This window comes from Streptomyces sp. M41(2017) (assembly GCF_002078175.1).
In the GTDB taxonomy this organism is placed as follows: domain Bacteria; phylum Actinomycetota; class Actinomycetes; order Streptomycetales; family Streptomycetaceae; genus Streptomyces.
In genome coordinates, this window is the sequence record NZ_MWFK01000001.1 from 5,613,560 (window position 1) to 5,628,366 (window position 14,807).

A 14,807-nucleotide genomic window follows, 5' to 3' on the forward strand; every position below is an offset into this window, starting at 1 on the left:
CCGAACGCCTGCGTGTTCACCGGGGGGCGACGGCTTTCGCGAAACCGTGAACCTTTTGGATGTCGGCGGGGAACAACGGGTGAGGCATTCACCGAGGAGTCAGGGGAAGCACTGTGAGCGGACCACCGCCGTCCACGGCACCGACGATGGACGACGCGGAGATCGTCGCGCAGTCGTTGGAGGAGCCGGAGCTGTTCGCCACGCTCTACGACCGCTACGCCCCCGATGTCCACCGCTACGCGGCCCGTCGCCTGGGCGACGCGGCCGCTGACGACATCACCGCCGACACCTTCCTGGTCGCCTTCCGGATCCGGTCCCGCTACGACCAGAGCCGCGCCAACGCGCGCCCCTGGCTGTACGGCATCGCCGGGAACCTCATCGGCAAGCAGCGCCGCGCCGAGGTGCGGGCGCTCAGGGCGCTCGCCCGCACCGGCCACGACCCGCTCGCCGCGTCCGGGGGCTCCTTCTGGCCGGAGGACACCGACAGCCGGATCGCGGCGCAGGGCCCGCTGGCCGGCGCTCTGGCGGGACTGTCGGCGCCGGACCGGCACGTCCTGCTGCTCGTCGCCTGGGCCGAACTGACCTACCAGGAGGTCGCGGAGGCGTTGGGCATACCCGTCGGCACGGTTCGATCGCGGCTCAACCGGGCGCGACGCAAGGTACGTACGGCGCTGGGCGCCGATCCCACGTTCGTGATCGACACCGCGGAGGTGGCCTAGCCATGGACGAGATGACCGAAGTGCGTGAGCTGCGCGCCCACACGCCGGTACCCGACCGAGGCCGGCTCGCACCGGGGCGGGCACGGCTCACCGAAGCCGTGCGAGCCAGGGAGTCGCGCCGCGCGGTGTGGCGACGGCGGGAGTTCGCGATCGTCGCGGTCGCGGCCGCGGTGACCGCCGTCGCCGTCGCCGCCACCCTGCTGGTGGGTGGGAAGGACGCCGGACGCGCGGTGCAGCCCGCAGCCACGCAGGGCGTGCGCTTCAAAGGAGTGAGCGCGGCGGAGTTCCTGCGGCGGGCCGCCGACGCGGTCCAGACTCAGCCGGACGGCACCGTTCCGACGGCGAAGCAATGGATCTACACCAAGTCGGTGCAGGAGCCTGAGAACAAGTCCAACAAACGCGTGGGCGCTGTGGAGAACTGGATCCGCTACGACGGCTCCGCCAGCGCCTTCCGGTTGAGGAACAAGCCGCTCGACGTCACCAAGATGCACATGGAGAACGGCGGCGGGCGCGATGACCGCTCGCCACGTGAGATGTACCAGGTCCTCACCGTCCTGCCGGCCGACGGCAAGCAGACGCTGAAGGCGCTGCGCGAGCAGGATGCCGTCGCCGATTCCCAGGAGGTCTCACAGGCACGCAACGACTACTCCGAGATCAGAGTCCTGCTGTCGGCCGACGTGATGCCGGCCAACGGCCTGGCGTCTCTATACCGCGCCCTCGCACTCCTGCCGGGCGGAGAGGTCACCGGCCACCTGGTCGACACCGCCGCCGGACGCCGGGTGATCGCCCTGAACTACTTCCGTGGGGAGAACTCCGCCACCGGCGAATCGATCCACGACCGGTGGCTGATCGACCCGAGGACCTACCGGATCGTCGGTAGCCAGATGATCTCGGCACGAGGCAAGGTCCTCGGCGGTGACTCGATCGTCACGACGGCTGTGGTGGACAAGGCGGGTGACCGCAACTGACCGACCGCGATCCTGCGCGGTCCGCGCCACGGGGACGGGCCGCGCCACGGGGGGCCGGGCCACGGGGGGCCGGGCCACGGGGGGCCGGGCCACGGGGGCGGGGCCGCCCGTCTTCCGAGCCGCCGGGCGCGCGCTCCGCGAGCCCAGCGAGGGTTGTTGCGCTTGCCGCACGACACTGCTGTCCGCACGCCAGAGGCGCGACCGCGCTCTTCGGCGCGCTGTGCGGGTGCGCGGCGGCGGGAGACCGCCGCCGCGCACCGCTCCGTGCCCGACCCGCGGGGAAACCCTTGCCGTGTCCCCGGCCGGCCGTCGCCAAGGTGGTGATCCGACGACGCCCGGCCCCCTGGCCGGCCTGGAGACCGACGCCAGCAACCGTCGACCCTGACCATGACCGGGTGGGAACTCACCCGTCTTCCGGTGCGTGACGGGCCCGCGCTGTTCCGCCTCTTCCAGGGCGAGGCCTTCTTCCTCGTCCGTACCGAACGGGCCTGCCCAGCAGGGGCGTTGCTGGTGATGCCCGTCGTCGTGCGGCAGGGCCGCGGGCAGAACGCCTGAGGGCGTCCGGCGCCGGTTGCTATCCGGCCATGTACTCGATCTCGGGGTAGCGCGGCGAAGCCCCCCACAACAGATGCCCGGCGTCCGGGCGGCCGCGCAGCTGAAGATCGAAGAAGGCCCGCACGGTCGCCCGCACGGCAGCCACAGCCCGGTCGGCGGGGATCGGGCCGATCTGCAGCGTATTGCGTACTGCCTCGGGGAGCTTGGGGGCGATGGCCACGAGGTCGGTGAAGCAGTTGTGGTCGGCTTCCGTGAGCCGCAGACAGCGGTGCCAGTCGCTCAGGTGCGCCCAGAACGGTGGCCAGGTCTCGTCTTCGTTCAGCCCGTCGTGGACCACCGTGTCCATCAGCAGGAACGGCCGGTCAAGACCGTGCTTGACCACCGGCCCGTACAGCGCGCCGTCCAGATTGACGCCGGCCCGCACCCGCTTGTCCAGATACATCAGCGCCGCCGACGCTGCTCCGCCCCGGGAGTGCCCGAAAGCGCCGACCCGCCTGAGATCCAGCGTCCCGCGCAGCCCGCGCGGGAGCGGACGCCCCTCGGCGTCGGGGTTGCCGCCCCGCTCCAGCACGGTCAGTTGGTCGAGAACGAACCGCATGTCGGCGGCGCGCACCGCGACCGCGGCCGTGCGGGCCTCGTCGCTGGCGTCGTCGGGGCGATTGACGACCACGCGGCCGTCCGGGAACTCCACCTCGCCCGAATCGTAGGGATGGTCGATCGCGACCACGACATAGCCCCAGGACGCCAGTTCCTCGATGACCAGCGTGTTGAACGTGCGGTCCGCGTTGTATCCCGGCGAGTGGAGCAGCACCGGCCGGCGGCCGGGCCGGACCGGCGCGCGGTTGGCACTGTGGGTCGTCGGCAGCGCGTAGCCGTCCACCGCGCCCCCGAAGCGTGCTTTCAGGGCCCGCTCGGCACCAGCGGGAAGCCAGGGGAACATCGCGCGGTCACGCACGTCGGCAGCCGGGTACGTCACGGTCACCATCACTTCGCGTGGCTGCCCCGACCAGGGGTCGGTCCGCGACGGGTCGACCAGGTGCAGCTCTACTGCGCCCACCGGCGCGGGACCGGTCGGCCCGGCCAGCCGGAGGGGGATGAGACCGGCCGCCACTGAGGGCGTGGACACCGACAGGGGAACGGCGGTCGCGGCGGCCACCGCGAGTCCACCGGCTATGAGGGAACGGCGATTCGGGCGTACGGGAGGCACTGCACTCCTTCCGCGGCCGGATCCTGGGCGCACTGCGAAAATGGTAAAGAGAACGCCATCGTCCGACCTGCTCATCGTCAAGTTCCTTAAAGGCTAGGTCATTTGGCGCCGAAAGCCCGATCAATTATCGGTTCACACCGTTCTCTTACCGGTGAACGCAGTCCTGCGTGGGGCCACCGGAGGGCGCGCTGCGACTTCGACGTCGTCCCGTCGGTGTCGGTCGGGCCGGCCCCGCTTGGCGGTCCCGGGCGCCCCTGCCCAGGTGGCTTTCCGGCGCCCCCGCGGGGTGGGTGGATCGGTCAGTGGCGGCGTCCGAATCACGCGTTTCGGGTCGTCAACCTGTCGCCGCGGTGCTCTTCCACCGGTACTTCGGGTCGAGGCACGGCCTGCTCGCTGTTCCGAGGGGCGCGCGGCCGCGTAGGCGTGCGTCGTGGGCCATGCCCGCGAGGCGTTCGTCCTGGAACCCGACCGCGCCGCTGGGCGGTTGATGGGGATCTTCGTGACACCGGGACCGTTGACGACCGCGGCCGATGCGACGGCGACCCGCTTGCGACGCTGCCCGGATGCCCGCCGACCGCGCCCGCGCGGGACCACGCACGGAAGAAGTTCACGCGAAAGGGTGGCGGAGGAGAAACAACTCGAAATTCCGGTAGAAGATGGGACATTCCTCAACCGGAAGGACTTCCATGCGTCTGATGCGGACCGCAGCCCTGATCTCCGCCACCGCGCTCGCCCTCCTGCTTCCCGCTGCCAACGCCCACGCCGCCGCCGTCGCCTGCGGCGGCTCCGTCTCCACTCGGGGTATCGCAGCCAACGGCTGCATCAGCGCCGAGAAGGGCAAGGAGGGGCGCATCTACACCCGCGACATCAAGGCCCACGTCGTTCTTCGCAACACCAGCCCCCACGCCGCCCACGTCGAGTACGAAGCCTTCTTCCGCGTGGTCTCCGGCGGCCACTGGGTCAAGATCGGCAACGGACGCGCCCTCGTCCCCCGCCGTACGACCACCGGCCCCACCGAAATCGGCAGCACCACCCGCGTCTGCTTCGTCGTCAACGCCAAAGTCGAGATCCGCGTTCACGTCAAACCCGCGGGAGGCGCCTGGAGCAACTGGACCGGCGCCGCGACCTCTCAGTGCCAGACCTGACCGCCACGTCGTCAGGCGCACGCCAGCCCCCGTGAAACCCCACGAAGCGGGTTCGATCACCCTCGGTCCCCCTGGGGGTCGTTCGACAGCACTGCGGCGGACCCGGCGACCGGGCAGGCCCTCGCGGGTTGACCGTGAAGCCGGCGGGTGAGGGCTGGCGACAGCTGACGCGGACGGGGCGGTCCTGACTGCATGCGCCCGGCGCTTTGCGCGGCCTATGCGCCGCCCTTCAGTCCGATGCAACACCAACGTCGGCGTCGGTGGCGTCCGAAGGGTCGGATGGTTTGCATGAAAATGCAGAAGCCTGCATACTCTACCTATGTCCAAGGTTCTCACCTCACTGCCCTCCGGCGAGCGCGTCGGCATCGCCTTCTCCGGCGGCCTCGACACCTCGGTCGCCGTCGCCTGGATGCGCGACAAGGGTGCCGTCCCGTGCACCTATACCGCCGATATCGGCCAGTACGACGAGCCGGACATCGCTTCGGTGCCCGGGCGGGCAAAGATGTACGGCGCCGAGATCGCACGCCTGGTCGACTGCCGTGCGGCCTTGGTCGAGGAGGGCCTCGCCGCGCTGGCCTGCGGCGCCTTCCACATCCGCTCGGGCGGGCGCGCATATTTCAACACCACGCCGCTCGGCCGCGCCGTCACCGGCACCCTGCTGGTCCGGGCGATGCTCGAGGACGACGTACAGATCTGGGGCGACGGCTCGACGTTCAAGGGCAACGACATCGAGCGGTTCTACCGGTACGGCCTGCTCGCCAACCCTCACCTGCGCATCTACAAGCCCTGGCTGGACGCGGACTTCGTCTCCGAACTCGGCGGCCGCAAGGAGATGTCGGAGTGGCTGCGAGCCCACGAGCTGCCCTACCGCGACAGCACCGAGAAGGCGTACTCGACGGACGCCAACATCTGGGGCGCCACGCACGAGGCCAAGACCCTGGAGCACCTGAACACCGGCGTCGAAACCGTGGAACCGATCATGGGCGCGCGATTCTGGGACCCCCAAGTGGAGATCCCTGTCGAGGACGTGACGATCGGCTTCGAGCAGGGCCGCCCGGCGACGATCAACGGCGAGGAGTTCGCCTCCCCGGTCGACCTGGTGATCGAGGCGAACGCGATCGGCGGCCGCCACGGCATGGGAATGTCGGACCAGATCGAAAACCGGATCATCGAGGCCAAGAGCCGCGGCATCTACGAAGCTCCCGGCATGGCTCTGCTGCACACCGCGTACGAGCGCCTCGTCAACGCGATCCACAACGAGGACACCCTCGCCCACTATTACACCGAGGGACGGCGTCTGGGCCGGCTGATGTACGAAGGCCGCTGGCTCGACCCGCAGGCCCTGATGGTGCGGGAGTCGCTGCAGCGATGGGTCGGCTCGGCGGTCACCGGCGAGGTCACCCTGCGGCTGCGGCGTGGGGAGGACTACTCGATCCTCGACACCACCGGCCCGGCGTTCAGCTACCACCCGGACAAGCTGTCGATGGAGCGCACCGAGGACTCGGCGTTCGGCCCGGTGGACCGGATCGGCCAGCTCACCATGCGCAACCTCGACATCGCCGACTCGCGTGCCCGGCTCGAGCAGTACGCGGGCATCGGTATGGTCGGCACCGACCAGGCCGCGCTCGTCGGCGCCGCCCAGGCGGCCTCGACCGGGCTGATCGGCGCCATGTCGCAGGGCGGGTCCCAGGCCATCGCCTCACGCGGCGAGGTCTCCAGCGATGAGGAGATGCTCGACCGTGCCGCCATGGAATCGGGCACCGACTGATCAGATCGACTTGCCGTTCTTCGTGAGGCCCCGACGGATTCACCGTCGGGGCCTCACGGGCGGGCGGGGCCGAGAGGCGGCCCTGTCGGCCACCGCACGCACTCGAGTCGACGAGCGCAGTCGGCACGGCCTGCCGGGCGTCGATCCGACCTGATGCGCGGCCGGAGGGGAATGCGTGACGCGCCGGGTTCGGCCGGTCCGTCGTCGACGACGGTGTGTCTTCCTGACTGGTGACCGGTGACCGGTGATCCCTGCCCGCGCGCGTCAGCGGCGGACCAGCACCGCGTGCGTGACGGTCGGCGAGCCGACCAGCTCGGAAACCCGGTAGCCGTCGATCCCGTCACCCAGATTGTCGAACAGTCGCTCCCCGTGCCCGATGAGCATCGGCGCGATCGCCAGGTGGAGTTCGTCGATCAACCCGGCGCGCAGATACTGTTGGATGACCGCGGCGCCGCCGCCGATCCGGACGTCTTTGCCGCCGGCCGCGTCGAACGCGCGCTGGAGGACCGTCTCGAGCGGTTCGTCGGTGAAGTGGAAGGCTGTTCCGCCGGCCATCTCCAACGTCGGGCGCAGATGGTGGGTGTGCACGAAGACGTCGTGGTGGTACGTCGGGTTGTCGCCCCACCAGCCCTTCCAGGACTCGTCCACCCACGGCCCGCGCTGCGGCCCGAACATGTTCCGCCCCATGATCGTGGCACCGATGTTCTGATCGCCGCGGACGAAGTAGTCGACATCGACTCCGCTCTTCCCCGCGGCGGAGTCCTCCGCCGCCGAGACGAACCAGCTGTGCAGGTCGTCACCCCAGCCGACGCCATCGCCGAACGGGGCGTCCAGTCGCTGGTTCGCGCCGGCCGCGAAGCCGTCGACGGAGATCGTCACGTTGTGTACGCGGACCTTGGGCATGGCCTTCACCTCTCGTGTCGATGTCGCTCTCTCACCCCTGCGTCGAACAGAGCCTGCCTGGATCGACATCTCCGCGCACCTTCTCTGGGCAGCGGCGTCCTTCGTCCGGTGCGGTCCGGCCGTCAGCCAGGTCCGCGGAGGGGGAGCCCGGCACCATCTCGGTGACGAACGGCCCGACTCGACGACCGTATCCGCCCCTTCCGGGTCGGTGCGTCGTCCCGTACGGACCGGCTCCACGGCGCGTGCGGGGCGTACGGTTCCGAACGCCTCCGCGCCCGCCGCAACACATGGGTGGCCCTCAGGAAGCGAGCCCTGACAGGCGCCCTCGCGTCCGGTGGCCCGCGCGGCTGCGCGAGCCAGCGGGAGATTGAGGCCAGACGGGATCAGCCCGGCCGGCGGTGGCGGGTTCATCGCGGAGTATTCGGGCCGTTGTCTCCCACCGCGGTGGCTTCAATGAGCAGCCCGGGCTCCTGTCTGGTGTCTGATGACGGTGATGCAGGGCGCGTGTCAGGAGGTGGGAGCGACAGTGTCAGCTGGACGTGTCAGTGATGCGAGGGGCTACAGCCTGAGGTGGCACGAGCCGCTCGTCCTTTTGGCAGGAGTGGCGCTGGGGCTGCTGGTGCCGACCCTGCACAGTGCCACATTGGTGCGCACCGGCTCGTCGTTGGGCATGGACGCCACGGATCGGGCGGCATCCCAGATTCTGGTGGTTGTCGCATCGCTGGCCGGAGTGTTGGCGGGAGGGCGGGCCGTCGACGTGTGGGGCACGCGCCGCGTCGCCGTGGGCGGGTTGGCCGCCGCCTGCGCGGGAGGGGCCGGTCTGGCCGCTGCGCCCACCGTGTGGGCATACTGGGCCGGTCTGCTGGTGCAGAGTGCCGGCGTCATGGCCGCGGTCGTGGGCTTTCTGGCCTCCGTGCCGGTCGCCCATCTGACCGGCCGGATCCGGCATCAGGTGGCGGGAGCCTTCGCCGCCCTGGCTGCGGCTCTGATCGCCGGTGTCGGGCTGGCGCTGCTCGCGGAGCAGGTCGGCGGCTGGCGGGCAGGCGAGTCGGTACCGGTCCTGCTGTGCCTGGCCTTGTTCATCGCCTCCCTGCGCCTGCATTCCCTGACGGGCCCGCCGACCCAAGTCCGCCCCGCACCCGACCGTTTCGCAGTTCACGGTGTGCTCGTCGTCCTGCTCGGAGCAGGCCTGCAGGCCACCCCGCTGCGCAACTGGGCCGACGCGCAGGTGGTGGTCCTGCTGGCCCTCTCGCTCACGGTGCTGTTCGCCTGCGCATGCGGCCAGTGGCCCGCATGGCTGGTGCGGATGAGAACCCGAACCCCTGCCGAGTCCTCAACGAGGCGCCATGCACCGGTGTCGGCAGCGGTGACCGCCGGCGGGGTCTGGGGCTTCGGACAGTCCGCACTCGCGACGGTGCTCCTGGTCCTGCTGAGCGAACGCGGAGCGGGGCAGGCGGCCGGCCTGATCGCCTTCGCGGGCTTCGGTGCGGGCTTCGTCGTCGCCGGGCTCGTCTGCCTGCGCCGCGCCGTCTCCCAGCGCACCGCCTCAGCTCTGGGACTCACGCTCGCAGCGGTCAGCGTTTCCCTCATGTCGACGCTTCCCCACCACCAGCCCTTCCTCGCGACCACCATGGCCACGGCCCTGGCGGTCGTGGTCGGCACCGGCATTGCCATGGCGCAGGTTGCCTCGGTCACCGAGTATCTGGCCGCACTGCCGGCCGACTCGCGTGGTGTGACCGCGGCGGCCTACCCGGCAGCCGTCGTCCTGGGCAGCGCCGCGATCTCCGGCATCCCCTACGAGACGGTCATCACCGACGCCACCCGCGTCGCCACCATCAACCAACTGCTGTGGATCACCGTCGTCGTCCTGGCCCTGGCCGCTGTGCTCCTCGGACGCTCCGCAGTCGCCCTCGCGGTCGCCGGCGCCGCAGCAGTCCAGTACGTCCTGGTCACGGTGCTGAGCGAGCCCCGCTATGCCCAGCGGCCGCTGTCCCTGGCCGTGTTCGTCCTCAGCGGCGTCATCGTCGGGATCGCCGTGTGGATCCGCGGGCGCCAGAGCGAGCGTCTGGCCCGCACCGTGGCCGGCGCGACCGCCTTGCAGCAAGCCGTGCTCCGGCACCCGCCCGCATTCGTCGGCGACCTCAGACTCGCGTGCCTGTACCTCCCGGCGACCACCGACTCCGGCATCGGCGGCGACTTCTACGACGTCACCCGAACCGACCACACCACCCGGATCCTTCTCGGCGACGTCCGCGGGAAAGGACTGGACGCCCTGGGCATCGTCAACGACGTCCTGGGCTGTTTCCGCAGCCGCGTCCACGACACCCCGGACCTCACCGAACTGGCCACCCACCTCGACCGCCACATCGCCCGCACCGCCGCTGCCCGCGACGACACCGAACTCTTCGCCACCGCACTCCTGCTCGAACATCACGACCACAGCGACGAAGTACGCATCTTCAACTGCGGTCACCTCCCACCCGTACTCCTCACTCACCAGCGGGCCGAGGAAGTCGACCTCCCCGTCCTTCTGCCGCTCGGTTTCGCCGCACTCGACCAGCAGCTCGGTCCCGCGCCCACCTCGGTTTCCCTCCAGCCGGGCGCCGTCCTGCTGCTCGCCACCGACGGTCTGAGCGAAGCCCGCAACGCATCCGGCGAATTCTATCCCCTGCTGCCGCGCCTGCTGCACATCCCGGACGGTGACCTGCCCACCCTGCTTCGCTCACTCGTGGCCGACGCGCAGCAGTGGACCCACCGCCTCACCGACGACATCGCCCTCATCGCGATCACACCCCGCGGCAGCCCTTGAACGGGCTCTCCCGATCATGACGTGTGGCTGTTTGCCGTCAGGCACACAGTGCCCAGGGCGGCTGGAGCTCTTGATGGGCGTCGATGAGCTCGGGCTCCGGGTCGCCGGGCCAGGCCTACCGTCTCTTAGCCTGCGAGCCGTCAGCATTTGGGCAGCCACAGGATGTCGTTGCGGAATCCTTCGTCGTTGAGGTAGACGTCGCTCACATACACGTTGTGGTTCCCGGTGTCGTCGTCCGTCTTGAGCCAGACAGAGCTCTGGCGGCCGAAGTCCGAGTAGGTGAGGCCGTACTTGTAGCAGAAGAAGTAGCTCTTGCCCGCCTTCAGAGTTCCCGCGTGGGAGGAGTCGTGCCAGTCGGGTGTCCAGTGTGACCACTGGTCGACGATCGTGGTCATGTAGACCAGGGATGCGGACTGCGGCGCGGCGGCCGTCGTCCCGGGACTGGGCTGTGCCGAGGCGGCCTGGGCGGTGCCGGCGAGCAGTCCGACCGCGGCCAGCGCGGCGAGGAGTCCGTTGCGCAGAGTACGTATGGGCATGGATGGTTCCCCCTGGGCTCCGTGGGCCGTCCCGCTGCGACGAGGTGTGCTGCGGTGGTCCGTCGATGCTGACGCGCAGCACCGTATGACCGACGGCCTGGCGGCCACCAACGTTTCAAGAGGGACTGAAATGTGTTTGGCCGCGGGGCGTCCGTGCGCCGCGCCTCGGGACCGCGCCAGTTGAGGGAGTACACCGACAACGGTGCCACCGGGCGAACGCCGCCCAGCTGGAGTCGGCACCGAGCCAGGCCAGGGCGCGGGCATGGTGGCGGAGCACGAGCGTGACCGGGCTGCGGAGACCGAACGTTGGGTCGCTGAGTTTCCCGCCGATCCGCAACCCGTGTGGGAGGTGACGCCGCGTGAGCCGATCCTGGCTGGGGTCGTGGTCGTCAAGGTTGCGCGGGAGTGGTGTCGGCCCCGCGCTGCCCGCAGTGCGCGCAGCGTTCGCGGCCGTCCCACGTGGACCAGCCGAAGTCGGCCGGGGTGAGGGCGGGGCCTCCCAACTCGTCACGGACAGCCTCGCGGTAGGCCCAGACCGCGTTCAGGTAGGGGTGGTAGATGTCGTGGAACGCGGGTGCCGAGAGGCCGGCCCCGGCGGCCACCGTCCCGCGGAGGGCGCGGAGACGTTCGAACATGGTCTGGCCCGTGCCTGCGATCCGGGCGCTGGCGTCGATGAAGAGGCGCTCGCGCACCTCGTAGATCCGGGCGTCGGTCAGGGCCAGGCGGCTCGCTTCCTCCAGGTCGGTCGCAGCCGTGCCGTTCTGCGCGAGGCGGCGCAGTTCGGTGTGGGCCGTGCCCGCCGCTGCGATGAACTCCGTGTAGACGTCCCGTCGGCGCGCCTGAAGGCCGCGACGATGTTCCTGCCGAGTACGTAAACGGTCTGCCAGTACCGTGCCCGCTATCGCGATCAGACCGCCGCCCAGTGTGGCGACCAGCGTTCCCCACTCCATGCCCTGCCCCCAGTCGGTGTCCCGCCAGGACGCGTTCACTCCACGCCGTCCCGTCCCGCTGATCATGCCGGACGCCACGAGACGACCGTGCTCGCTTGGAGCACGAACTCGCGCTGGTGATGCTTGGCGTGCCGGCGTGCTCAGGTCGCGTCGACACCGTCCAGGAGGCGGAAAGTGCGCCGGAGCCGGTTCGCGTGAACCGTGCCGGTCGAGGGTCGGTGGGGCTCGGCCGCCGGTCGGTCGGCGTCATGTCCGGCTTCAGAGTGGAGCGACTCGCGTCGATCGACGGCGCGCCGTGGGGCTACCGGGGGAGGAGCGCGCTGACGGTCTTGCCGCCTTCTGCTGGGCGGGTCACGGCGGTGGCGCGGGCGAGGTGGTTGACCATGCGCCAGCCGAAGCCGCCGGTGGCGCCGGTCAGGTCGGGGGTACGCAGGTGGGGCGCTTGGCGGCTGTGGTCGTGGACGGCGACCTCGATGCTGTCGGGGTGGGCGTACAGGTCCAGGGTGCAGGTGCCTCCGCCGTGGCGCAGGGCGTTGGTGACGAGTTCGGAGACCACCAGGAGGATGCTGTCGGCGTCCTTGGCCCCGATCGGTCGGTGAAGACCTTCGAGGAACCTGCGGGTGCTCTTGCGTGCGCCGGCGAGGGACGGTGTGGGGCGGTCGGCTGTGGCGTTGACGCTCATCGTGTCCATCGGGTCACTCTCTCTGCATCGTTCCGCCTGTTCCTCCGTGCTGTGCCGGGTGCCCCGGTCGGAGGCCGCCAACCCGCAGAACGGTGGGCTTCCCTCGTCCTCCAGCACTGTTCGAGCCCGATTAGCTCGCTGCCGAACGCGCAGAAATCTATGGTGGCTGGAGTAGACATTGCTTGATCGGCTGGCTATGGTTTCTCTCGTAGTCAAGAAGACAGCGGCCCGGCAGTCACGAACTGCCGGGCAGCGGTGAGCAGTTGGCATCTGTTGGACGGTGCGGTGGTGGAGTTTCGAAGCCAGGACTTTTGCGGTACGGCGACGGGGCTGACGACCGGACCGGGTGGCCCGTAGTGATCAGGGGCCACCAAAAGCAGGACCCGCGATGGTTTGCGGTGGCAGTACCGGTGAGTGCAGTACGCGAGATTCCGCAGTGAAGATGTGTGAGTGGTACCTCGGTGAAGGCGTCGGCTGCGGGCGCGCGCACCGGGAGGTTCGGCAGTGGGGTTCCAAGCCGGAGCAGATGCAGGAAGGGCGACGGGGCTGACTGTCGAAGAGTGACGCTTCCCCAGGTCACCGAGTAGTTCGCATCACCAGTAGTACCCAGTAGTACGCAGTGCAGCAGTACCAGCAGTCGGCTTGATCCCAGAGGGATGAACGGAGGAGCCAGGCGCCATCAGGATCGCCCGGGTGGAGTGACGAGCCCGGGTACCGCAGGACATCGATAGTGAGGTGGTCTCCGGTCGAGCAACCGCGATCCCCGCGAACCCCGAGCCGATCTGGTCGGGTTCCCGGATACAGAAGGCCCGTGCGGTATCAGGGCCGGCAGATGGTGTAGCAGTTCCTTCGGGGCCCTGGCGCGACGAGCGCCAGGGCCCCTCTACGCGTTCCATTTCAGAGAGGTGCAATGACAGCAGACGACTCGTTCGGCCGGCTCGACGACGACGACTACCCCGCCTACACCATGGGCCGGGCCGCCGAAGTCCTCGGCACCACCCAAGGCTTCCTCCGGGCGATCGGGGAAGCCCGCTTGATCACCCCGCTGCGCTCCGCGGGTGGCCACCGGCGTTACTCCCGCTACCAGTTGCGCATCGCGGCCCGTGCGCGAGAGCTCGTCGACCAGGGGACGCCGATCGAGGCCGCGTGCCGCATCGTCATCCTCGAAGACCAGCTCGAAGAGGCCCAGCAGCTGAACGCCGCATATCGCCGCAATGACGGAACGGCAGACCCGACGGCCGCGGCGTAAGACGGCCGCGACCGGACTCGGCTCCCAGGGCCGTTCATGTACCAGCTCGGGGCAGGGCGGACGAGCAGGGGTTTGGGACCGAGACGGATGAACAGTCGAGAGAAGAGAGAATTTGCCGACCAAGTGCCCGGCGGTCTGCCGGGCTGGATCGACCGCGGTCACGTGCCAACGCCGGTGGTGACTCCGTTCAGAAGCCGGGTCCCGTGGATGGGAAATGCATGACCGAGTGGACATACCCCTGCCTCGGCCCGCTCTTGGCCGTCGCCCGCCAGGCCGGCCGCACGGCTGAACTCCTCGACTTGTTGTGGGAGCAGGACCGCAACGCCGGCCCGCCTCCGTACATCTCGGTCTCTCAGCTGCGCGTGCTCTACCTCGTCGACCGCGAGGACGGGATCCGCATGCGAGCCCTCGCCCGGCTCCTGGCCGCATCTCCGCCCTCGGTCTCCCGCCTGGTCGACCGCCTCCAGGCCCTGGGACTCGTCGAACGCCAGCCCTGCCACGACAGCCGCCGGGAAGTCATGCTCCGGGTAACCAGCGCCGGCCGTGAACATCTGGCCCACATCCGCGAGCGACGCGACCAGGTCCTCCTTCAGGCCCTCAACGCCATGCCCGACCATCAGCGCGCCGCACTCGCCGAGGGCCTGGCAGGACTCCAACAAGCAATGACCAGCCACCCCATGCTCCACCTCGTCGCCGAGGACACACCGCCGTGGGGACTCCCGACGTTGGGAGACGGCGCGCCGTGACAGGCGGTCACCGAACAGCCCCACCGGATCCCCTTACGGTCAACGCTCCGGAACCGTCCCCTCGGCCGGAGAGATAGACGTCCCGGGTCGTCGCGCCGATGCGTTGTGGGTCGGTCCGTACGTCGTCGGACGGACGGGAGCCCCGGCGTCGGAGGAGCACTGGCGGTCAATTCGCCTACGGCTGGCGGTCCTTGTGGATCTGCGGAGGCCTCTGCCGTGGAACCGTGGGCGGTGCGCCGCGGTGGACGAGCCCTCCAACGGGGCTGAGCAGCACGGGTTGGAGCGGCGATGGCGGTGTGCCGGACCTCCTGTGCCCAGCGCGAACACGCAGCCAAGAGGATCTCCGCCGCGGTCGTATTCCCCGGCGCGCCCCGACGAGCGAAGCCGGCCATCGGGGCCTGTGAGGCAACCGGGCGCATCGGCCTTGAGTCCGGCGGGGCGGCGGGTTGCCACGCAGGCGTCAGGAGAGGATGGTTGTCGAAGGACAACATTTTCGAGTTCTTCGCCGACCGACGCACGGGGGGCCCGTCGGATTGCCTGCCGCCTTGGCGCTTCGCCGTTCTCGCCGCA

Annotated in this window: 13 protein-coding genes; 8 read left to right on the forward strand and 5 right to left on the reverse strand. The window is 69.8% G+C overall.

Annotation, left to right across the window (positions count from 1 at the left end; translation table 11 throughout):
* The first annotated feature begins 113 nt into the window (after positions 1 to 113).
* The 3 genes from B0675_RS24610 to B0675_RS41440 all read left to right on the forward strand — a co-directional run bounded on the left by B0675_RS24610 (position 114) and on the right by B0675_RS41440 (position 2,242).
* Positions 114 to 719 carry a sigma-70 family RNA polymerase sigma factor gene (locus B0675_RS24610; RefSeq protein ID WP_081221132.1) on the forward strand — a complete coding sequence of 202 codons (606 nt, stop codon included), beginning with the start codon at positions 114 to 116 and terminating at the stop codon, positions 717 to 719.
* A 2-nt stretch (positions 720 to 721) separates the two neighbouring features.
* The gene (locus B0675_RS24615) at positions 722 to 1,687 is read left to right on the forward strand and encodes a CU044_5270 family protein (protein ID WP_081221135.1); all 966 of its coding nucleotides are present in this window, start codon (positions 722 to 724) and stop codon (positions 1,685 to 1,687) included.
* A gap of 387 nt (positions 1,688 to 2,074) precedes the next feature.
* Positions 2,075 to 2,242 (forward strand): hypothetical protein, encoded by a 168-nt coding sequence (locus B0675_RS41440; protein WP_179165359.1) that lies wholly within the window; start codon positions 2,075 to 2,077, stop codon positions 2,240 to 2,242.
* A 19-nt stretch (positions 2,243 to 2,261) separates the two neighbouring features.
* Here the strand turns inward: B0675_RS41440 and B0675_RS24625 are convergent, their stop codons facing one another.
* Positions 2,262 to 3,449: a lipase gene (locus tag B0675_RS24625; protein WP_241539865.1), complete on the reverse strand. Its 1,188-nt coding sequence runs from the start codon at positions 3,447 to 3,449 to the stop codon at positions 2,262 to 2,264.
* Between the two features lie 695 nt (positions 3,450 to 4,144).
* Between B0675_RS24625 and B0675_RS24630 the strand changes: the two genes are divergently transcribed.
* Complete coding sequence (locus B0675_RS24630; protein ID WP_241539866.1) at positions 4,145 to 4,594, forward strand: hypothetical protein; 450 nt, start codon at positions 4,145 to 4,147, stop codon at positions 4,592 to 4,594.
* Between the two features lie 319 nt (positions 4,595 to 4,913).
* Positions 4,914 to 6,362, forward strand: coding sequence for an argininosuccinate synthase (argG, locus tag B0675_RS24635; RefSeq protein WP_081221141.1), 1,449 nt, complete (start codon positions 4,914 to 4,916; stop codon positions 6,360 to 6,362).
* Between the two features lie 264 nt (positions 6,363 to 6,626).
* On the opposite strand, the gene B0675_RS24640 is transcribed toward argG, so the two are convergent.
* A complete protein-coding gene (locus tag B0675_RS24640) occupies positions 6,627 to 7,265 on the reverse strand; it encodes a dihydrofolate reductase family protein (protein WP_081221143.1) in 639 nt (212 codons plus the stop codon).
* Between the two features lie 601 nt (positions 7,266 to 7,866).
* On the opposite strand from B0675_RS24640, the gene B0675_RS24645 reads away from it, so the two are divergent.
* Positions 7,867 to 10,074, forward strand: coding sequence for a PP2C family protein-serine/threonine phosphatase (locus B0675_RS24645; protein ID WP_081221145.1), 2,208 nt, complete (start codon positions 7,867 to 7,869; stop codon positions 10,072 to 10,074).
* A 140-nt stretch (positions 10,075 to 10,214) separates the two neighbouring features.
* On the opposite strand, the gene B0675_RS24650 is transcribed toward B0675_RS24645, so the two are convergent.
* The 3 genes from B0675_RS24650 to B0675_RS24660 form a co-directional block, all read right to left on the reverse strand.
* Complete coding sequence (locus tag B0675_RS24650; RefSeq protein ID WP_081221147.1) at positions 10,215 to 10,610, reverse strand: hypothetical protein; 396 nt, start codon at positions 10,608 to 10,610, stop codon at positions 10,215 to 10,217.
* Between the two features lie 389 nt (positions 10,611 to 10,999).
* Entirely contained in the window at positions 11,000 to 11,638 is a 639-nt protein-coding gene (locus B0675_RS24655) for a CchlQ (protein WP_241539867.1), read from the reverse strand.
* Between the two features lie 223 nt (positions 11,639 to 11,861).
* The gene (locus B0675_RS24660; RefSeq protein WP_081221149.1) at positions 11,862 to 12,251 is read right to left on the reverse strand and encodes an ATP-binding protein; all 390 of its coding nucleotides are present in this window, start codon (positions 12,249 to 12,251) and stop codon (positions 11,862 to 11,864) included.
* A 901-nt stretch (positions 12,252 to 13,152) separates the two neighbouring features.
* On the opposite strand from B0675_RS24660, the gene B0675_RS24665 reads away from it, so the two are divergent.
* Positions 13,153 to 13,491 (forward strand): MerR family transcriptional regulator, encoded by a 339-nt coding sequence (locus tag B0675_RS24665; protein ID WP_081221151.1) that lies wholly within the window; start codon positions 13,153 to 13,155, stop codon positions 13,489 to 13,491.
* 218 nt (positions 13,492 to 13,709) lie between these two features.
* On the forward strand, positions 13,710 to 14,237 hold the full coding sequence (locus tag B0675_RS24670; protein ID WP_081221154.1) for a MarR family transcriptional regulator: 528 nt from the start codon (positions 13,710 to 13,712) through the stop codon (positions 14,235 to 14,237).
* Positions 14,238 to 14,807 lie beyond the last annotated feature (570 nt).

Coding starts and splice junctions, on each gene's coding strand:
- B0675_RS24665 (WP_081221151.1), top strand. CDS start 13,153: ATGACAGCAGACGACTCGTTCGGCCGGCTCGACGACGACGACTACCCC.
- B0675_RS24660 (WP_081221149.1), bottom strand. CDS start 12,251: ATGGACACGATGAGCGTCAACGCCACAGCCGACCGCCCCACACCGTCC.
- B0675_RS41440 (WP_179165359.1), top strand. CDS start 2,075: ATGACCGGGTGGGAACTCACCCGTCTTCCGGTGCGTGACGGGCCCGCG.
- B0675_RS24615 (WP_081221135.1), top strand. CDS start 722: ATGGACGAGATGACCGAAGTGCGTGAGCTGCGCGCCCACACGCCGGTA.
- B0675_RS24630 (WP_241539866.1), top strand. CDS start 4,145: ATGCGGACCGCAGCCCTGATCTCCGCCACCGCGCTCGCCCTCCTGCTT.
- argG (WP_081221141.1), top strand. CDS start 4,914: ATGTCCAAGGTTCTCACCTCACTGCCCTCCGGCGAGCGCGTCGGCATC.
- B0675_RS24670 (WP_081221154.1), top strand. CDS start 13,710: ATGACCGAGTGGACATACCCCTGCCTCGGCCCGCTCTTGGCCGTCGCC.
- B0675_RS24650 (WP_081221147.1), bottom strand. CDS start 10,610: ATGCCCATACGTACTCTGCGCAACGGACTCCTCGCCGCGCTGGCCGCG.
- B0675_RS24640 (WP_081221143.1), bottom strand. CDS start 7,265: ATGCCCAAGGTCCGCGTACACAACGTGACGATCTCCGTCGACGGCTTC.